This is a genomic window from Rhodococcus sp. NyZ502 (assembly GCF_041464245.1).
Lineage (GTDB): Bacteria > Actinomycetota > Actinomycetes > Mycobacteriales > Mycobacteriaceae > Rhodococcus_F > Rhodococcus_F qingshengii.
The window spans coordinates 227,688-245,849 of sequence record NZ_CP167155.1; the positions used below are offsets into that span (position 1 = coordinate 227,688).

Annotated in this window: 13 protein-coding genes; 9 read left to right on the forward strand and 4 right to left on the reverse strand. The window is 63.6% G+C overall.

All coding sequences use genetic code 11. The features are described 5' to 3' along the window. The first annotated feature begins 184 nt into the window (after positions 1-184). Positions 185-3,367, forward strand: coding sequence for a beta strand repeat-containing protein (locus tag ACBG85_RS01120; protein ID WP_372025864.1), 3,183 nt, complete (start codon positions 185-187; stop codon positions 3,365-3,367). A gap of 10 nt (positions 3,368-3,377) precedes the next feature. Here ACBG85_RS01120 and ACBG85_RS01125 read toward each other — a convergent pair whose 3' ends face one another. Then, entirely contained in the window at positions 3,378-4,217 is an 840-nt protein-coding gene (locus tag ACBG85_RS01125; protein ID WP_042921235.1) for a hypothetical protein, read from the reverse strand. A gap of 93 nt (positions 4,218-4,310) precedes the next feature. Between ACBG85_RS01125 and ACBG85_RS01130 the strand changes: the two genes are divergently transcribed. Together ACBG85_RS01130 and ACBG85_RS01135 are read left to right on the forward strand one after the other, a co-directional pair. After that, positions 4,311-5,066 (forward strand): 1-acyl-sn-glycerol-3-phosphate acyltransferase, encoded by a 756-nt coding sequence (locus ACBG85_RS01130; RefSeq protein ID WP_042921233.1) that lies wholly within the window; start codon positions 4,311-4,313, stop codon positions 5,064-5,066. Positions 5,067-5,069: 3 nt separating this feature from the next. Further along, positions 5,070-5,804 (forward strand): 1-acyl-sn-glycerol-3-phosphate acyltransferase, encoded by a 735-nt coding sequence (locus ACBG85_RS01135; protein WP_054188660.1) that lies wholly within the window; start codon positions 5,070-5,072, stop codon positions 5,802-5,804. 25 nt (positions 5,805-5,829) lie between these two features. Here the strand turns inward: ACBG85_RS01135 and ACBG85_RS01140 are convergent, their stop codons facing one another. Further along, complete coding sequence (locus ACBG85_RS01140; RefSeq protein ID WP_081305320.1) at positions 5,830-6,537, reverse strand: Ltp family lipoprotein; 708 nt, start codon at positions 6,535-6,537, stop codon at positions 5,830-5,832. A 172-nt stretch (positions 6,538-6,709) separates the two neighbouring features. On the opposite strand from ACBG85_RS01140, the gene ACBG85_RS01145 reads away from it, so the two are divergent. Further along, positions 6,710-7,531 carry an HAD family hydrolase gene (locus ACBG85_RS01145; RefSeq protein ID WP_372027927.1) on the forward strand — a complete coding sequence of 274 codons (822 nt, stop codon included), beginning with the start codon at positions 6,710-6,712 and terminating at the stop codon, positions 7,529-7,531. Positions 7,532-7,568: 37 nt separating this feature from the next. On the opposite strand, the gene ACBG85_RS01150 is transcribed toward ACBG85_RS01145, so the two are convergent. Further along, on the reverse strand, positions 7,569-9,590 hold the full coding sequence (locus ACBG85_RS01150; protein WP_372025867.1) for an N-acetylmuramoyl-L-alanine amidase: 2,022 nt from the start codon (positions 9,588-9,590) through the stop codon (positions 7,569-7,571). 331 nt (positions 9,591-9,921) lie between these two features. Here ACBG85_RS01150 and ACBG85_RS01155 point away from each other — a divergent pair, with 331 nt between their 5' ends. Further along, on the forward strand, positions 9,922-11,484 hold the full coding sequence (locus tag ACBG85_RS01155; protein WP_007731827.1) for a SpoIID/LytB domain-containing protein: 1,563 nt from the start codon (positions 9,922-9,924) through the stop codon (positions 11,482-11,484). 102 nt (positions 11,485-11,586) lie between these two features. Here ACBG85_RS01155 and ACBG85_RS01160 read toward each other — a convergent pair whose 3' ends face one another. Then, positions 11,587-13,080 (reverse strand): PucR family transcriptional regulator, encoded by a 1,494-nt coding sequence (locus ACBG85_RS01160; RefSeq protein WP_003943944.1) that lies wholly within the window; start codon positions 13,078-13,080, stop codon positions 11,587-11,589. Positions 13,081-13,251: 171 nt separating this feature from the next. On the opposite strand from ACBG85_RS01160, the gene ACBG85_RS01165 reads away from it, so the two are divergent. From ACBG85_RS01165 to ACBG85_RS01180, 4 genes are all read left to right on the forward strand, one after another. After that, positions 13,252-14,655 carry an amino acid permease gene (locus tag ACBG85_RS01165; protein ID WP_007731826.1) on the forward strand — a complete coding sequence of 468 codons (1,404 nt, stop codon included), beginning with the start codon at positions 13,252-13,254 and terminating at the stop codon, positions 14,653-14,655. An 88-nt stretch (positions 14,656-14,743) separates the two neighbouring features. Next, positions 14,744-15,925 carry a thiolase family protein gene (locus tag ACBG85_RS01170; RefSeq protein ID WP_007731825.1) on the forward strand — a complete coding sequence of 394 codons (1,182 nt, stop codon included), beginning with the start codon at positions 14,744-14,746 and terminating at the stop codon, positions 15,923-15,925. Between the two features lie 2 nt (positions 15,926-15,927). Then, positions 15,928-17,079, forward strand: a complete 1,152-nt coding sequence (locus tag ACBG85_RS01175) for an acyl-CoA dehydrogenase family protein (protein WP_007731824.1) — start codon at positions 15,928-15,930, stop codon at positions 17,077-17,079. A gap of 110 nt (positions 17,080-17,189) precedes the next feature. Beyond that, positions 17,190-18,113 carry an MBL fold metallo-hydrolase gene (locus ACBG85_RS01180; RefSeq protein WP_372025870.1) on the forward strand — a complete coding sequence of 308 codons (924 nt, stop codon included), beginning with the start codon at positions 17,190-17,192 and terminating at the stop codon, positions 18,111-18,113. The last annotated feature ends 49 nt before the right edge of the window (positions 18,114-18,162 follow it).

The following is an 18,162-nucleotide window of genomic DNA, read 5'->3' on the forward strand; positions in this document are numbered from 1 at the left end:
ATTGGTCGTTAGCTGAACTATTGGCAATTCGTGAATATTTGTCTGAAATAACTGATACAAGTACTACTTTTGACGGGTACTGTACGAGCGTCCAGCTCCATTCCGATTTCCGCTCTGTTCGAGTGACCTCCTTCCGTGCGGTTCCCGATCCACGTCTGTTGCTAGCTGAGGAGAGTTCGTGTTGGTGAGAAGAAGTTCCGCGGTCGTGGTGGCGGCGTTGGTCGGTGGCGTGCTGGTGGCAGGTGGCGTTGCTTCGGCAGCTCCGACGTCATCTCCCGCGGTGGAGAACTCGATCGGGTTCAAGCTGGGTTGCGATGGTTATGAACATCTGGCTGTTGATATCGCGGATGTGTTTCATTCGACGGGTGTGACGGTGTCTGCACCGGAGAAGGTGGTGGCGGGGTCGACGTTCACCTATCGGGTTCAGCCGAACGTGATGTCGGTGCCGACGGGTGGGCATGCAGGCCGCAGTGTCGGTAAGTGGACGCGGCTCAAGTACGACTTCGATATACCTGCAGGGGTGTCGTTGGTGGATGCTCAGGTCGTGGCAGGTACTTCGTCGAATTTGTCCGGTGTGACTCCGTCGGTGATTCGGATCAACGACGGCGGTTCGCCGGATGGCGCGGGTACGCATCTGCGTATTTCGGGGAACAATCAGACTGCTGACTCGAACAACAAGGGCGGTAACGGCCCGAGCACGAGCAAGAACAGTGACGGTGGAATCGAGGTAGGGGCAGGGAAGACCTTCCGGTTGCCCGCGATCGACGTGACGGTGGTTGCCGGTGCCGCGGGTAGTACGGTGCAGCCGAAGTTGCGTGCCACAGACGGTGATTCGGGTGCGTTCAATTCGCCGAAGAATGCGTTCACGTTCTTGCAGTACGAGACCCTTTGGCCGGGGTACTGGGAGCGCTACAACTGCTCTCCGCGCGATTCGAGTGGTGGTGGGTTGAATGCGGGTGGTCAGGCATTGGCCACCGTCAACGTCGTCTCGCAGGCGGGGACCGCGACTGCAGTGACATCCGGCGCGGCTGCAACGGTCGGTCAGTCGACCGATTTGGTTGCGCAGGTCTCCCCGGCACCGACAGGCGGCACCGTTCAGTTCAAGGATGGCGGAACTGACATCGGCGCCCCGGTGGCCGTCGTCAATGGCGTTGCCACACTGCCACATACATTCACCGCGGCAGGCGATCACTCCATCACCGCTGTATACGACGGTGTTCTCGAGTTTCTGACATCCACGTCACCAGCACGCACAGTGAGCGTGGCCGCTGCCGATGTACAGACGACTGCGTCGTTGACAGTGCCGAGTAGTGCCGTCGAGCAGACCTCGGTCGCGCTGACCGCAAACATCTCACCGGCAGCTAACGGTGGAACGGTCCAGTTCAAGGACGGTGGCATCGACATCGGCGGACCCATCGCGGTGACTGGCGGAGCGGCGACCCTGGATCACACGTTCACCACGACGGGATCACACTCGATCACTGCGGTCTACTCAGGTACTGCAGGTTTTGGTGGTTCGACCGCGCAAGCTCAGACCATCGAGATCTCGAGCTCAGCGCTGAGTACGACTACAACGCTTCAAGTTCCGGCTACGGCGGTCACGGGTACGGCTGTTGATTTGACCGCTACCGTGGCTCCGAACAATGCGGTGGGTTCGGTGCAGTTCAAGTCGAACGGCACGGCGATCGGTTCACCGGTTGCAGTTGCGTCAGGTGTCGCGATGCTGTCGCATGCATTCGATACTGCTGGTGCACAAAGTGTTACGGCTGACTTCACTGCCGGTGCAGGGTTCGTGAGTTCGTCGGCGCCTGCTCAGACGGTGACGGTGTCTGATCCGGCTCCGGTGGATGTGGTGACGACGACGTCGCTCTCGGTTCCCGCGACGGCGGTTACGGGTACGGCTGTTGATCTGACGGCGACTGTTGCTCCGAACAATGCTGTCGGTACGGTGCAGTTCAAGTCGAACGGCACTGCAATCGGTTCCCCGGTTGCAGTTGCGTCGGGTGTTGCGACATTGAGCCATACGTTCGATACTGCTGGTGCTCAGAGTGTTACGGCTGACTTCACTGCCGGTGCAGGGTTCGTGAGTTCGTCGGCGTCGGCTCAGACGGTGACGGTCTCTGATCCGGCTCCGGTGGATGTGGTGACGACGACGTCGCTGTCGATTCCCGCGACGGCGGTTACGGGTACGGCCGTAGATCTGACCGCTACCGTCGCTCCGAACAGCGCTGTCGGCACGGTGCAGTTCAAGTCGAACGGCACTTCAATCGGTTCACCGGTCACAGTCTCCGCGGGTGTTGCGACGCTGTCGCATGCGTTCGATGCTGCTGGTGCACAAAGTGTTACGGCCGATTTCACCGCCGGTGCTGGCTTTGTGAGTTCGTCGGCGCCGGCTCAGACGGTGACCGTTTCTGATCCGGCTCCGGTGGATGTGGTGACGACGACGTCGCTGTCGGTTCCGGCTACGGCGGTTACGGGTACGGCGGTTGATCTGACGGCGACGGTTGCTCCGAGCAACGCTGTGGGTTCGGTGCAGTTCAAGTCGAACGGTGCGGCGATCGGTTCCCCGGTCACGGTGTCCGGTGGTACCGCGACCCTCTCACATTCCTTCGATGCCGCTGGCGCGCAGAGCATTACCGCGGATTTCACCGCTGGTGCCGGATTCAAGAACTCGGTTGCGAGTGCGAAGTCAGTTCAGGTCAGTGTTGCCGACCAGGAATCCGTCGTCGAACTGAATATTCCGACCGACGCCAAAACTGGTGTGGCGACCGACTTGTGGGCAACCGTCCGAACGTCGTCGGATGATGCTGTCGGCGTCGGAACCGTGCAGTTCTACGACGGTGGGGTCGCGATCGGCGGTCCTGAAGCGGTTACGGCCGGCGCTGCCGGCCTGACGCATTCGTTTACCTCTGCGGGTGCGCACAGCATCACTGCGGTCTATTCGGGAGGAGCCGGTGTAGTCGGATCCTCGGCCCAGGCGCGGACGGTGAATGTAACGGACCCTGCGCCTTCGGATGTCACCACGGAGACTGTGGTGACGGTGCCTGGTGATGCCGTGGTGAACAAGTCGGTGACCCTGTCGGCGACTGTCAGTTCGGTGCAGAACGGTGGAACGGTGCAGTTCATGGATGGGGATACTCCGATCGGTGACGCTGTGGCAGTGGTCAACGGGATCGCGGCGCTGAACCACACCTTCACCACAACTGGCACGCATTCGATTTCGGCAATCTACAGTGGCGCAGCCGGATTCACAGGCTCCACCTCGGCGGCCCACGCAATTCAGGTCAAGGCTGCAACCGGTGGTGGCACGGGCAGCCTCGGTTCAGGCAGCGCTGGCTCGAGCGATTTCCTTCCCTTCGGTTCCTGACCGAAGCAGTTCAGGTCGCGGCCCCGAGGCAATATCCCTCGGGGCCGATCGACAGGGTGAACTGCATCGAGCGCGAGTTACCGGTTCCGTCGCTGACGGGCAGGGTGACACGGACGTAGTCGCCGCGAACCGGAGTGACTGTTGCAGCGTCGGCGTCGAAAGACTTGATACCGGCCAGCTGATTCGGATCGAGCTTGAGAGGCGGCTGGCCGGTGGCGCCGGTGCCGTCCGGATCCCACGGGCTGTTGCCGGGGCAGATCAGTGGATAGAACGTCTCGACGTCGCGGGTATTGACCGGCCGTCCCGTGGCGCGTGAGAGAAACCTGACGACGGCGTGGGAAGCGTCGGCCGCGGTGTAGAAGTTTGATTGCCCCGCAGGGAAGACGAACGGGCACGCATAGCCGGAAGCGATCTCCGAGCGCTTGGCGGCGACGGAGAGTCCGCCGCCGCTCCAGGTGACCGCGTACTGGCCGTCGACGCCTGGTGCGGCGATGGCCGTCAAGATGGCGGGAACATCCGAGTATCGGTCGGCGATCGTTGTGGGCGGCATCGTCCAGCATGCGTTCGTGAGCGCGTCCACGTCCAAGGACACCAGGTCCGTTGCCCAAGCTGCCAAGGCCGGCGCAGCAGCCGGATTGCCGGGCACGTCACCAACCGGAGGTGGCGCGACCGGCGCAGCGGGCGCAATTGTCGTCGTGGGTGCGAGAGTGGTTGTCGTCGTGGTTTCAGTCGTCGGCGGAGACGGTTCGTCCGTCAGGATTCCCGTCCGTCCGTCGTCCTCACATGCGGTTATCGCCAACGTCATGGCGAGTGCGACTGCCCCCACTGCCGCTCGTCCTGCCGACTTCATTCGTTCGTACGCCCCTTTTGCGACATTCTGACCAACATCCACCCCAGAACTGCTGCGGGTCAGATCACGGATTCCCGTCTACGCTAGCGAACTGTGGATCCCGTTTACAGAACAGTCATCGGCATCGCCCGTACCGTCTTCGCTTTCGAGGGCCTGAAGTTCTCCGTCAAGGGAGAGCAGAACATCCCGGCGTCCGGTGGCGCCGTGATCGCGATCAACCACACCGGGTACATGGACTTCACGTATGCGGGACTGCCGGCACGGACCCCGAAGCGCTACATCCGGTTCATGGCCAAGAAAGAGGTCTTCGACAACAAGATCTCCGGACCGATCATGCGGGCCCTCAAGCACATCCCGGTCGACCGCGGCGCGGGCGCCGACTCCTACAAGGCGGCCGTAGATTTCCTGAAGCGCGGCGAATTGGTGGGCGTGTACCCCGAAGCCACGATCAGTCGGAGCTTCGAGATCAAGGAATTCAAGTCCGGCGCCGCCCGCATGGCGATCGAGGCGGGCGTCCCGATCGTTCCCGTCGTCATCTGGGGCGCTCAGCGCGTGTGGACGAAGGGTTATCCGAAGCGTTTGGGCCGCACCAACACTCCCATCTCCATTGCCGTCGGCGAGCCGATTGCACCTTTCGAGCCGGCGAGTGAGCTGACGGCGAAGCTGCGGTCGACGATGCAGGAGTTGCTGCTCGATCTGCAGAAGAGCTACGACCATCCCGCCGGCGAGTACTGGGTGCCGGCCCGCCTCGGTGGCAGCGCGCCGACGCTCGAGCAGGCCGACAAGATGGATGCCGATGAGGCCGAGGCGAAAGCCAAGGCTCGCGAGGCGCGGAAGTCCGAAGGCTGACCCATGCCCTTCGAACCCGTTTACACCGCCGTCGAGGTAGTCGCGCGTGGTCTGAGCGGTTTCCAGGGCGTGAAAGTCACCCGCACCGGGACGGAACACGTCCCGGTGTCCGGCGGTGCCGTCATCGCGATCAACCACACGAGTTACCTCGATTTCATACCGGCGGCCCTGGCGGTCGGCACCGCGAAACGCAAGCTCAGAGTGATGGCCAAGGCTGAGCTGGCGGACAACAAGGTCCTCGGCTTCCTCATGCGTGGATGCGGCGTCATCGAAGTGGACCGCTCCGCCGGAGCGCAGGCGTATCGAGCCGGAGTCGACGCCCTCAAGCGTGGCGAATTGGTGGGCGTCTACCCGGAAGCGACGATCAGCCGGAGCTTCGAGATCAAGGAAATGAAATCCGGAGCAGCTCGGATGGCCATCGACGCCGGCGTGCCGATAATTCCGCTGATCGTCTGGGGCGCCCAGCGGATCGTCACCAAGGGCGGACCGAAAAATCTGGGCCGCAATCATTTCCCGATCTCGGTGGAGGTGGGTGCACCGATCGATCCGGTCGAGCCCGCCGAAGCGTTGAGCGAGATTCTGCGCATCGAGATGGATGCAATCCTGCGCCACGTGCAGGACGGGTTCGTGCACGAGCCCGGGGCGTACTGGGTGCCTCGTCGACTCGGCGGTGGCGCACCGACGCCGGAGGAAGCTGCGGCCATGGACGCACAGGAACGCGCGAAGCGGGCGCGCTGAATAGACGGCGCTTGCGCTGATGCGGTCAGTACACGGCGTTGGCTCCGTACTCGGCCTGCGCACTCGTGAAGCCCTCGTACTCGAGCTGTTCGATCAGTCCTGACCTGGAGAACGACGTCATCTCGAGGTACTGCTCGGCACTCAGCGCAGCCTGCTTGTTCCAATCGGCGTTCAAATTGTCTACCGCGTACGTCGCATCCTCCGTGGAGAAACCTTCGTACTCGAGCTGTTCGATCAGTCCGCTGCGGGAGAAGGCAGTCATGTCGATGTACTGCTGGGCGGATCGGACGGCGTTCCGCTGACCGGAGCTGACCTGCGGCCTGGCCGGGGCAGGCGCAACTGTCGTAGTGACCACAGGTGCGGGCGCCTGGTATGTGGTCGTCGTGGGCGCCGCCACCTTGCTGGACGACGGGGCAGGAGCAGCGGGCGGCGCACTGACGATCGGTGCGACAGCTGCAGGCGTCGTAGAAGCAGTGGTAGTCGGTGCAGCGGTGGTGGTCGGTGCAGCGGTGGACTTCGAGTCGTCCTTATCTCGTCCACCGAGGAGGCCTGCGACGACAAGCAACACGACGACTCCACCGGCAATCCACGGCCACTTCTTCGACTTCTTCTCAGGTTGCGGTTGCGGCGAAGGCACCTGGAATTGGGGCTGTGAGTTGCCATAGGGCTGGGAATTCCCGTAAGGCTGGGAGTTTCCATAGGGCGGCGGGGGCAGATCGGGCGGCACGGACATGGGTGTTTCTCCCTTTGTGAAAGTCTTGTTCTCCCGCAATAGATACCAGACCGGTCGGACTGAAATGCGTTTTGCGCGAATCTCTCGCGGTTTCGCGATGTCCGAAGCGGGCGCGCTGAGCGAGACCGTCGTACCGGGCAGGCACAATGGCGGTGTGAGCCCAGACCGTCGTATCAGCCCTGACCGCCCAACCTTGGTTGCGACCGATGTCGACGGCACCCTCATCGATCACGACGAGTTGGTCAGTGCCCGCACCCGCGCCGCCGTGCATGTCGTCGTCGAATCCGGCACGCCGTTCCTGCTGGCAACCGGGCGTCCTCCGCGATGGATTTCGCCCGTCGTCGAGGGCTTGGGATACGCGCCACTCGCCGTCTGCGCAAACGGTGCCGTTGTCTACGACAGCTACGCCGACCGCGTCCTCAGCGCCGCGACCTTGTCGGTCGACGCACTCACCGAACTCTCCGAGCTGGCACTGGTTGCACTCCCGGGCGCAGGTTTGGCCGCGGAACGAGTGGGGGAGAGCGCACATGACGCCGCCACCCCACAATTCGTCAGCTCACCGGACTACGAACATGCCTGGCTCAACCCGGACAACACCGAGATGTCCGAGGACGAAGTGCTTGCGGCGCCGGCCGTCAAACTCCTGATTCGCCGTCCAGGCATGACCAGCACGGCGATGTACGACACGCTCGCTCCGCACGTCGGTGCGCTCGCCGACATGACGTACTCCACCGAGAACGGACTGATCGAACTCTCGGCGCCGGGCATCACGAAGGCGTCGGGCCTGGTTGCTGCCGCGGAGAGGTTCGGCTTCGACCTGTCGGGTCTGGTGGCCTTCGGAGACATGCCCAACGACATCCCGATGCTGGGGATGGCACGCCTCGGCGTTGCCATGGGCAACGCTCACCCCGAAGCCAAAGCCGCAGCCGACGAGGTCACCGACACCAATTCGGCACACGGGGTCGCAAAAGTCCTCGAGCGCTGGTGGTCGTAGAACCCACCAGCGCCCGAGGACGTGTACTGCTCGAGTGTCAGCCGACAGGCGCGCTGTTGGCCATTTCCTGGGCAAAGGTCTCGTTGTAGGTCTTGAGGACCTTCGTGACCATGCCGGTGATCTGGTTGAAGATCAGCGAACCGTTCTCGAAGTCACTGCGCAGGCCGTCCGGGATCGAGTACTCGTCCGAGATCGGCAATCCCAGTTCACCCGCGTCGGAACCGAAACTCTGCCACGACTTGAAGATCTCGCCGAGCACGGTGAACACTCCGCCGTTCGGCGAGGTGTAGACAGCGCCGTTCTGGAACAGCGCACCCTGGTTGCCGAGCTTCGCCTGCAGAATTCCGGACAGTGCCTGGCCGAGGCGTCCGATCTCGCCACCTTCGGCGATCCACTTCTGCGCGAGCGGTGAATTGTCGGTGATCTGCAGAATCTGGGTGACCAGATCCGGGATCGACGAACCGGTGCCACCGGTGACCGTGTCGACCGGAGTGGTCGGCTTGGGCGCAGGCGTCGACGGATTGGAAGGGTTCGAGGGGTTCAACGTTCCCCCGATGTTCGCGGCCGCGATGTTCCGGATGTCGTTCATGTGTGCGTATGCGGCATCACCCGGGCACGCGGTGTTTCCGACGTCGCGGTGGGCGAAGATGATCGGCAGATCGACTGCTGCGCCCTGCGGGTACGGCGTGAACTCGGTGCCCTCGGAGTACATCGTCGTTCGGCCCTTGGGATCGAGTCCGGCCATGCCGAGCTTCCAACCGAGGAACTTGCCGACGGCGTTGAGCGTCGCCTGCGAAGGCTCGACGGTGGAGTAGTCGCCCATCATCGCGATACCGGTGGTGTTCTCGTTGAATCCACCCGCGTGTGCACCCTGAACTGCCTTGTCGAGTCCGCCTGCGCGGCCTTCGAAGGTCTGACCGTACTTGTCGACGAGGACGTTGTATCCGACGTCGCACCAGCCGAGCGTCTGTGCGTGGTAGGCATAGATCGAGCGGACGATGCCGGCCGATTCGGCCTTCGTGTAGTTGTTGCTACCTGCGGTGTGGTGAACGGTCGCGCCACCGATGAAGTCGTCGTAGGTGGGGGAGTCGCAGCGAAGTGACTCGTCTGCTCCCCACTGAGCACGGGTGATGACGGACGGTCCGCTGCCGCCGAGCGGCGCTGCGACGGCCTGCAGATTGCTGTCTGCCTCGCTGGCACCCGGGTCGATCAACACGGCGGTGACGGCATCTGCTGCCGTCGTCACCTGGCGAAGCGGCTTGGACACCGAAGCGGGTGTGTACCCGAGTTCGCCGGTGGCTGCGGGTGCTTCAGCGGGGGCAGCTTCCGGAGCGGGCGCGGGGGCAGCTTCCGGAGCGGGCGCGGGGGCAGCTTCCGGAGCGGGCGCGGGGGCAGCTTCCGGAGCCGGGGCCGGCACAACCTCGGCTGCGGGAGCAGCGGCACCCTGCGGCGTGAGGATCTGGATGGACTTGGTGGCGCCGACGAAGACCGGTTCGGTGGCGGTACCGGAGTTGGTGGCCTGATCCGAGCTGGCGGAGTCGATGGCGTCAGGGGTGAACCACGGGCCCCAGGTGCCGTCTTCGGCCAGGGCGCGGACCTTGGACTGCGCCGAGGCGATGGTGTCCGAGGTCAACGCGACCATGCTGAACGGAGTGTCGCGGGTGACTTCCTTGACCACGGCACCTGGCTCTTCCTCGGAAGGAACCGGAGCGGTTTCGGTCGGGGCGCCGGGAGCAGCGGGTGCCGGGAACAGCTCGGTCGGCAGCGTGATCCCGGGAGGTAGCGGGATTTCGGTCGGGAGCTTGAGGTTTCTCAGATCACCGAGGTTGATGTCGGGGAGATCGAGACCGGTCAGCTCCTTGACCGGAATGATGATGTCGGGCACCGACGCGAGGAGCACCTCTGCGATCTGGGTCGGCACTGCTACTGACGTCGTCTCGTTCGCGGAACGTACATCGGACGTAGTGCTCGTGAAGCCGTAGACCGCAAAAGGACTTGCGACAGCCACTGCGGCTACAGCCCCGAGTACGAGCGAGGGCTTCGGTCGACGGTGTGGCAAGGGATTACTCCTCGGTTGTAGTTACTTGCGAGCGAACTTCAGGGCCGATGACGGCCGTGAACGGAATCCTTCAAAACCGGATCCGAGCAGGTCGGATGCCATGTTCTGGGGTTGAACTCCAGTTTTCGGACGCGTACGTCTGCAACTCGTGATGCTGATGTGACTCGTGTGACTGGTGTTGCTAACTCCAAACACTCTTGCCACACTAGTCACAAAAGTCCATAACGCTCAACCTTAGGGTGAGACTTTAGTTAAATCGTTGTGGACTGGCCTGCGCGCGAAGTACCGACTTCGCGGACTCGTGAGGCCGGTAGCGATGAGGAGAGCATTGATGGCGAGAAGCGGAAGAAGCGGAACTGCAGGTAAGAAGCCTGTGTCCGGTCGCGCAGGTCGCTTTCTGGTGGGCGGACCCGGGAGGCGAACCTCGCTGATGCGGATCTCGGTCCTCGGTCTCGTTCCGGCTCTTGCGCTCGGCGTCGCGATCGGAGGTTTCACGCAAATCCGCGCTGACGAGCCGTCGATCCTGCACGCCGTCGCTGCCGACACGCAATTCACGCTCTCCGGGCACGGCAACGGACATGGCCGTGGAATGGGCCAGTGGGGCGCTTACGGCTACGCCAAGAACGACGGCTGGTCCGGCGAGCGAATCCTCAGTCACTACTACGGCGGAACCGTCCTGGACTCGATGCCGCCCGCCCAGATGAGTGTGCGGCTCACGGCCCAGGACAACTCGACGCTCGACGTCTACTCCGACGCCGGCCTCGTGGTCAACGGTCAGCGCACCGCGCCCGGCGAGGCTGCCCATCTCACTGCACTGCCCGGTGGCGGTGCGCAGGTAGTGGTCACCAGCGGGTGTGGTGGCGGGGTTGTCTGGGAAGCGGTCACCGAGCATCCGTGGGTGGACCCGGTGGACCTCGGTCCTGATCGACCCGCCGACCAGTTCCTGAAGCTGTGCAACAACGACGCGCCCTATCGCGGTGCCCTCGGCGTAGTGCTCGACAACGGCTCGGCTCGGACAGTCAATCTCCTCGACATGGAGGACTACCTGCTCGGCGTGGTGCCGGTCGAAGCGAAGGCCGAATGGGCCGATTCCGGTGGGGCCGAAGCGCTACGGGCGCAAGCCGTGGCAGCACGCTCGTACGCTGCGACCGAGCATCGCAGCTCGTACGCCGACACCTGCGACACTCAGGACTGCCAGGTCTACGGCGGAGCGGGCAAGGAAGATCCCCGCACCACCGAAGCCGTCCGGTCCACCGCCGGCGCCGTTCTGTCGCGTGACGGCAAGATCGTTGCCACCGAATTCTCCTCGTCCACAGGAGGTTACAGCTCCGGCGGTGAATTCCCGGCCGTCGAGGATCTCGGTGACGCCCTTTCTCCGAATCATGACTGGACAGTGAATCTGACCGCAGGGCAGATTGCGGACGCCTTCGATGTGGGTGAGCTGCAATCGCTCAAGATTCTCTCGCGCAACGGATTCGGTACCGACGGCGGGCGAGTGACGGCAGTCGAGGTAGTCGGAACAGATGCAACTGTTGGCGCCACCGGAATTCAGTTCCGCCAGAAACTCGGCCTGAAATCCGACTGGTTCACCATCGGTGACGGTGCGGGTGTGGTAGTGGCACCGGATTCGGAATCGACAGTGCCGGAATCCAATTCGCCATCCGACGATCCATCGGGTACGGTTACGGAGACGCAGATCGAGAAGAAGTATCGGGAGCTCGGCGGTGAAAGCGGCTCTCTCGGTGCTCCTGCCGGCCCGGAGATGCAGTTGCCCTCCGAAGCAGGCACTTTCCGTGTCTACGAAAACGGAACCATCATCTGGACAAAGGTTTTGGGCGCGCAGGTAGTTGATGCCAACGTGCTCCGCGAGTGGATACCGACGGGCGGAAGCTAGGGGAAGGTCGGTCGGTAGCGACTCGCACGTATCGACTCTGAAGGGTCTCTGCCGTAACCCGGCGGAGGCCCTTCAGGTCGTTCAGGGTTCGTTGGTTGTCGGTCAGATGGTCGGGGCGTCGCCGAGCAGGCGGTACTCGAGCCACAACTCCGCACGTTCCGTGGGGGAGCCGAGGTCGAGCTGGAGAAGGCTCTCGATCCGAGCGAGTCTGCTGCGCAACGTATGCCGATGAATATTCAGCGCTGTGGCTGCGGCGTCGCCCACCCCGTTGTGTGCCAACCACATGGCCAAGGTCCGGTAGAGATCGCTACCGCCCTTCGCTTCCAGAAGCGGGCGCAAGTGTGCCGCCGCGAATGCCGTCGAGCGATCCTGGTCGAGAAATGCGGACAATCCGCTCTCCGAGAGTTCGGCGAACCGCATCGAAGGCAGGTTGCGGGCACCCGCCTCGGCTGCTGCTTGCGCGGCTTGGCGTCTGGCGCGCGAGAGATCGTCCCACCACAGCATGTCCGACACGCCGACGGTGACGTCGATTTCGTTGACACGGGCGAGGATTCGCCCGCTGTCGGTAGCCGAGACGACGGCAATCAGTGCACCGTCGGTGATGCCGAACGCCAGATCGCGGCTGAGACCATCGAGCAGTGAGACGGACACGCTCTCGAGCAGGCCACTCGGGCCCGCTACGTGGAAGACCTGGAAAGGCTCGACCGGAAATCCTCCCCACAGTTCCCCGGAGATGTTGCGGGCGAGCGCATTCTGTCCCTCGAACAGCTGATGCATCGCAACGGTACGAAGGTGGTTCATCGTCAGCTGTGCGTCTCGGGTTCGAGCCGTCATCAACGTGAGCAGAGACGCGGCTGCGATGACGATGCCCTGATTCAGTGAACCGACGGCGCCGGGGCAGCCGGCGACGAGGTACCCCATCAGCTTTCCCCTCGACGTCAGCAGCGGATGGGAGATGACGTCCTCGTTCTCACTCGTGAGGAAACTGACTTCCATCGGGCGGGCGTCGCGCTCGGGGGCAGTTCGCTCGATTCCGGCGGCCGCGGCGGTGTGTGAGATCTCGACGGTATGTCCGGCCGAGTCCAGCAGAGCCGCCCATCCGCCGATCAATTCCGCCACCCGTCGTACGACTGCCCGGGTGCCGTTGACCGTCACCGCAGCTTGAAGCAGTCGCCGCAGGCTCTGGTAATTGCTGCGCAGCGCTTTCATGTCGTCGTCGGATTGCGCCTTCGACACCGCTTTGGTCAGGGCGATGAAAGGTGTTCGCAATGGGACGTCGAGAAGGGGCACACTGAAACGGGTGGCCGCATCCACCAGAGTCTGTGGCGCCTGCTCGTATCCGAGGCCGGTTCCGAAACCGATTCCGGCAATTCCGGCCGCCACCAGGGTCCGTACGAATCGGGTCGTTTCCGCGGCCGTCGTCGGTAGTGACACCCCGGTGATGAGTAGTAGTTCACCGCCGTCGAGGAAGGGCGTCGGGTCGGGAAGTTCGGAGACATGTGCCCAGGTCAGGGTGCGATCGAGCTGGTCGTGCCCAGCCAGGACGCGAAGGCCGAACTGTTCGGTCGCACAAAGCTGGCGGAGCGTGATGGGCATGAGTCCAGTCTGACACCTCGAACTCGCCACTTTGTAGTGCCTGCGGTCACGTTTGTACAAAGTGGAGCCTGACGCGAGCTTGCCGAAGGTCCGACACTGGCGCTATCGAAAATGCGCTCCGGATAGAGCGCCACCGAGATCCACGTTCCGAACAGCCCACAAGGAGTACTGATGTCCAGTACAGACCAGCCGGCACTTCAGCACACGCTGAAGAAGCGGCATCTGTCGATGATTGCGATCGCAGGCGTCATCGGCGCCGGACTGTTCGTCGGCTCCGGTGTGGCGATCCAGGAGACGGGACCCGGTGTCCTGATTTCCTACGCGCTTGCCGGCGTCGTCGTCATCCTCGTGATGCGCATGCTCGGTGAGATGTCGGCAGCGTCGCCGGAAACCGGCTCGTTCTCCTCGTACGCCGACAAGGCCATCGGCCGCTGGGCGGGCTTCTCGATCGGCTGGCTGTACGCGTGGTTCTGGATCATCGTGCTCGGCATCGAGGCCACCGCCGGTGCCCTCATCATGAATCGCTGGGTCCCCGGCGTTCCTCAGTGGACCTGGGCTCTGATTCTGATGATCGTGCTGACGCTGACCAACATCATCTCGGTCAAGTCGTTCGGCGAGTTCGAGTTCTGGTTCGCCTCCATCAAGGTCGTCGCCATCATCGCGTTCCTCGGCATGGGCATCGTGGCGATCTGCGGATGGATGCCCGGCGTCGAAGCACCCGGAATGACAAACCTGACCGGTCACGGCGGCTTCCTGCCGAACGGAACAGGAGCGATGCTCGCCGCAGTCCTTGTGGTCGTGTTCTCGTTCTTCGGGGCCGAAATCGCCACGATCGCCGCCGGTGAATCGGCCAACCCGCTCGAAGCTGTTCGCGCAGCCGTCAAATCCGTCGTCTGGCGAATTCTCATCTTCTACATCGGCTCGATCGCGGTGGTCGTCACCCTGCTTCCCTGGGACAGCGCGTCGGTTGCACTCAGCCCGTACGTCGCCGTCATGGACTCCTACGGCATTCCGGCCGCGGGCAACATCATGGACGTCGTCGTCCTCACGTCGGTTCTGTCCTGCCTCAACTCGGGTCTCTACACCGCGAGCCGCATGATCTTCTCCCTCGCCGGCCGCGGCGACGCCCCCAAGTCGCTCTCACGTATCGAGAAGACCGGCGTCCCGATGCGCGCTGTCCTGGTCTCGACGATCGTCGGCTTCCTCACCGTCGGCATGAACTACCTCTCCCCGGACAAGGTCTTCCTGTTCCTGGTCAACTCCTCCGGTGCGATCGCGCTGTTCGTCTGGCTGGTCATCTCGGTGTCCCAGCTGCGCACCCGCCGCAAGCTCGAAGCTTCGGGCCAGGAGCTGGAACTCAAGATGTGGTTCTTCCCGTACCTGACCTACGCCACGATCGCCGCCATCATCGCGCTCTGCATCGGAATGCTCACCCTGGACTCGACGCGCAGCCAGATGATCGTGTCCCTGGGACTTGCAGCGATCCTCGTGGGTATCGGGCTCTACCGCTACCGGAACCACAAAGACACCGACGCCGAGGTCGTGCCCGTCGCCGAGAGCGCTCCCACACCCTGACACCAACGTCCCCATCTGCGAGATACTTCGATGTCCTAGTATCGGCCACGGACAGAAATCGACGTGAGCACAGCAGATGGGGACAATCATGACCACACCCGAACCGATCGTCATCGTCGACGGGGCCAGGACCCCCGTCGGTAGCTTCGGCGGCGTCTTCAAGGACGTACCCGCACACGAGCTGGGCGCCGCAGCAGCCAAGGCCGCGCTGAGCCGCGCCGGCGTTGCGCCCGAAGACATCGACGAGGTCGTCATGGGCTGCATCGGCCAGGTCGGCCCGGACGCCTACAACGCACGCCGCGTCGGCATCGCCGCCGGACTGCCCGAGAACGTCCCCGCCTACACCGTCAACCGCCTCTGTGGCAGCGGCCTGCAGGCTGTGTGGTCTGCGGCGATGCAGATGCGATGGGGCGCAGCTGCCATCACGCTCGCCGGCGGTGACGAGAGCATGTCTCGCATGCCCTTCTACGACTTCGCCGCCCGCTCGGGCTACAAGCTCGGCGATCGCAGCCTCGTCGACGGTACCGTCGCGATGCTCACCGACCCGTTCAGCAAGGCTCACATGGGCCGCACTGCCGAAGCCGTCGCCCGCAAGTACGGCGTCAGTCGCGAGCAGCAGGACGAGTTCGCCGTCGAATCTCAGCGCCGCGCCGCTACCGACGCAGCGAAGGCGGCATTCGCCGAGGAAATCACTCCCGTCGAGACCGGTGGTCGGCGCTCCGTCACCGTCACCGAGGACGAGCATCCCAAGCCCGGAACCACCGTCGAAACCCTCGCCAAGCTGCGCCCCGCATTCGAAGAGGGCGGATCCGTCACCGCCGGTAACGCGTCGGGGATCAACGACGGCGCCGGCGCACTCGTCCTCGCGACGGGCACCGAGGCGGCCAAGCGCGGTCTCACCGGACTGGTCACGCTCGAAACCGTCACGACGGCAGCCATGGAGCCCGGCCTGATGGGCTACGCGCCTGTGCTCGCCCTCGAAAAGCTCTTTGCGCAAACAGGATTGAAGCCGTCCGACATCGGCACCGCCGAGGTCAACGAGGCGTTCGCTTCGCAGGCCATCGCCGTCATCCGTGACAGTGGCCTGGATCCGGAGAAGACCAACCCGTACGGCGGAGCGATCGCCCTCGGACACCCGGTCGGCGCCACCGGAGCCATCCTCACCCTGCGTGCCGCGCGCGACATGGTTCGCCGCGACCTCGAATTCGGCATCGTCACCATGTGCATCGGCGGCGGTCAGGCACTCGCTGCCCTGCTGAAGCGGGTCTGATCATGGCGACCAAGCGCAAGCCGTCGTGGCACGACGACGAAATCACCGCAGTAGCCGAACTGGCCCGTGGTTTCTTCGATCGTGAACTGATCGCCAAGCGTGAGCAGTGGGACGCTCAGCATCGCGTCGACCGGTCCGTGTGGCTCGAAGCCGGCAAGCTCGGCCTGCTGTGCTGCTCGATTCCCGAGGAATACGGCGGGGGCGGTGGAACTTTCGCGCACGATCTCGCTGTCTTCGAGGCGCAGGGCTACTGCGGTGACTATGCGCTCGGTAACTCCGTGCACAGTGGCATCGTCGCCCACTACGTGCTCGAGTACGGAAGCGAAGAGCAGAAGAAGGCCTGGCTGCCAGGTATGGCGACGGGCGAAATCCTCGGCGCCATCGGAATGACCGAGCCAGGAACAGGTTCCGACCTCAAGGCAATCACCACGTCCGCGATCCGTGACGGTGACCACTACGTCGTGAACGGGTCGAAGACCTTCATCACCAACGGTGGCAGCGCAGACATGATCGTGCTTGCCGTCAAGACCGACCCCAAGGCGGGCGCCAAGGGTGTCTCGCTCCTGATCGTGGATCTTCGTGACTGCGAAGGCTTTGCGGTCGGCCGCGTGCTCGACAAGGTCGGTCAGCATGGCGCCGATACGTCGGAGCTGTCCTTCACCGACGTTCGCGTTCCCGTCTCGAACCTCCTCGGTGAGTCCGAGGGGCTCGGCTTCGGTCAGTTGATGGCGCAGCTGGTGCAGGAACGCCTCATCATCGGCGCGCAGGCCATCGGCACCATCGAGCGTGCAGTCGAGGAGACCGTCGCATACACCAAGGCGCGTCAAGCGTTCGGGCACAGCCTCTTCGAGTTCCAGAACACCGCCTTCGAGCTGGCTGAGTGCCAGACGATCGCACGCACCTGCCGTGTCTTCCTCGACAACTGCATCGAGGATCACCTCAACGGCGAGCTGGACGGCGCAGACGCCGCGATGGTCAAGTACTGGCTCACCGAGCAGCAATGCGCCGTCGTCGACCGGTGCGTGCAGCTCTACGGCGGATACGGCTACATGCGTGAATACCCGATCGCGCGCATGTACGAGGACTCCCGCGTCCAGAAGATCTACGCCGGCGCCAACGAAGTGATGAAGGGCATCATCGCGAAGAGTCTTTGATCACCGGCGTCGAAAACCATTGACACCGACCAGGCACCCACCGAGCATTTCGGTGGGTGCCTTTGTGTGTGCCCACAAGCGGTATCGAGCTGTTCGGAAGGCAAACACTGATGAGCTTCACCATCGACGTCGGGTCGGCGCGCGTCACCCAACTGACAGAGCTGGCGCACTGGCCGTTTCCGCCGCGAGAGCTTTTTCCGCACGCGGGTGAGGCGGAGATAGAGGACGCGTCGGCGCGGCTGGCACCGGCGTTCTTCGACGCGGATAGCGGTGACCTCGTACTTGCCATCCACACCTACCTGGTGGAGATCGGCGGCAAGGCCGTCGTCGTCGACACCGGCAACGGAAACAGCAAGCACCGGCCGAACCTCTTGCCGCATCACATGTTCGGCACCGACTACCTCTCACGCTTCGCAGCCACCGGTGTGTCCGTCGACGACGTCGATCTGGTGGTCAGCACACATCTGCACCCTGACCACTGTGGCTGGAACACCGCCCTCGACGCCGAAACCTGGCGGCCTACCTTCCCCCGCGCGACCTACATTTTCGATCGCACCGAACTGGCCGCGCTCGAACAACTCGCCGCCGACGGTCCACACGAAGGAGTGGTCTCGGATCTGGCGCAGACCTTCGAGGACAGCGTCCGTCCCGTTCTCGACGGGGCGAAGTGGGAGGCGGTCGACGACGGCCACGTCCTGGTCGAGTCCGAAGGCACACGCGTCGTCGTTCGCAGCGCGCCCGGCCACACGCCGGGCCATATCGTGATCGAGATCCGCACTGCCGACGGCGGCGCCGTCATCGCCGGCGACGTGATCCACCATCCGATCCAGTTTCTGTACTCGGACCTCAGCCAGGGCGGCGACGCGGATCCCGAGATCGCCAGGGTCACCCGCCGCGAACTTCTCGAACGCTGCGCGTCGGAGGGACTGCTTCTACTTCCCGCACACTTCCCCGTCGACGAACCGATCGTGATCGAATTCGATTCGAGCGGTGCACCTCGTGCTTCCGGTCTGATCGGTCTTGCAACGTCCTGACTTGCCGCATCGTCCCTGGTGACGCATCCAACCCTCGGCGTCCGAACAG

Bases quoted from the DNA above. Each gene is read 5' to 3' on its own strand.
- ACBG85_RS01170 (WP_007731825.1), top strand. From the start codon at position 14,744: ATGACCACACCCGAACCGATCGTCATCGTCGACGGGGCCAGGACCCCC.
- ACBG85_RS01140 (WP_081305320.1), bottom strand. From the start codon at position 6,537: ATGTCCGTGCCGCCCGATCTGCCCCCGCCGCCCTATGGAAACTCCCAG.
- ACBG85_RS01125 (WP_042921235.1), bottom strand. From the start codon at position 4,217: ATGAAGTCGGCAGGACGAGCGGCAGTGGGGGCAGTCGCACTCGCCATG.
- ACBG85_RS01165 (WP_007731826.1), top strand. From the start codon at position 13,252: ATGTCCAGTACAGACCAGCCGGCACTTCAGCACACGCTGAAGAAGCGG.
- ACBG85_RS01175 (WP_007731824.1), top strand. From the start codon at position 15,928: ATGGCGACCAAGCGCAAGCCGTCGTGGCACGACGACGAAATCACCGCA.
- ACBG85_RS01155 (WP_007731827.1), top strand. From the start codon at position 9,922: ATGGCGAGAAGCGGAAGAAGCGGAACTGCAGGTAAGAAGCCTGTGTCC.
- ACBG85_RS01180 (WP_372025870.1), top strand. From the start codon at position 17,190: ATGAGCTTCACCATCGACGTCGGGTCGGCGCGCGTCACCCAACTGACA.
- ACBG85_RS01135 (WP_054188660.1), top strand. From the start codon at position 5,070: ATGCCCTTCGAACCCGTTTACACCGCCGTCGAGGTAGTCGCGCGTGGT.
- ACBG85_RS01160 (WP_003943944.1), bottom strand. From the start codon at position 13,080: ATGCCCATCACGCTCCGCCAGCTTTGTGCGACCGAACAGTTCGGCCTT.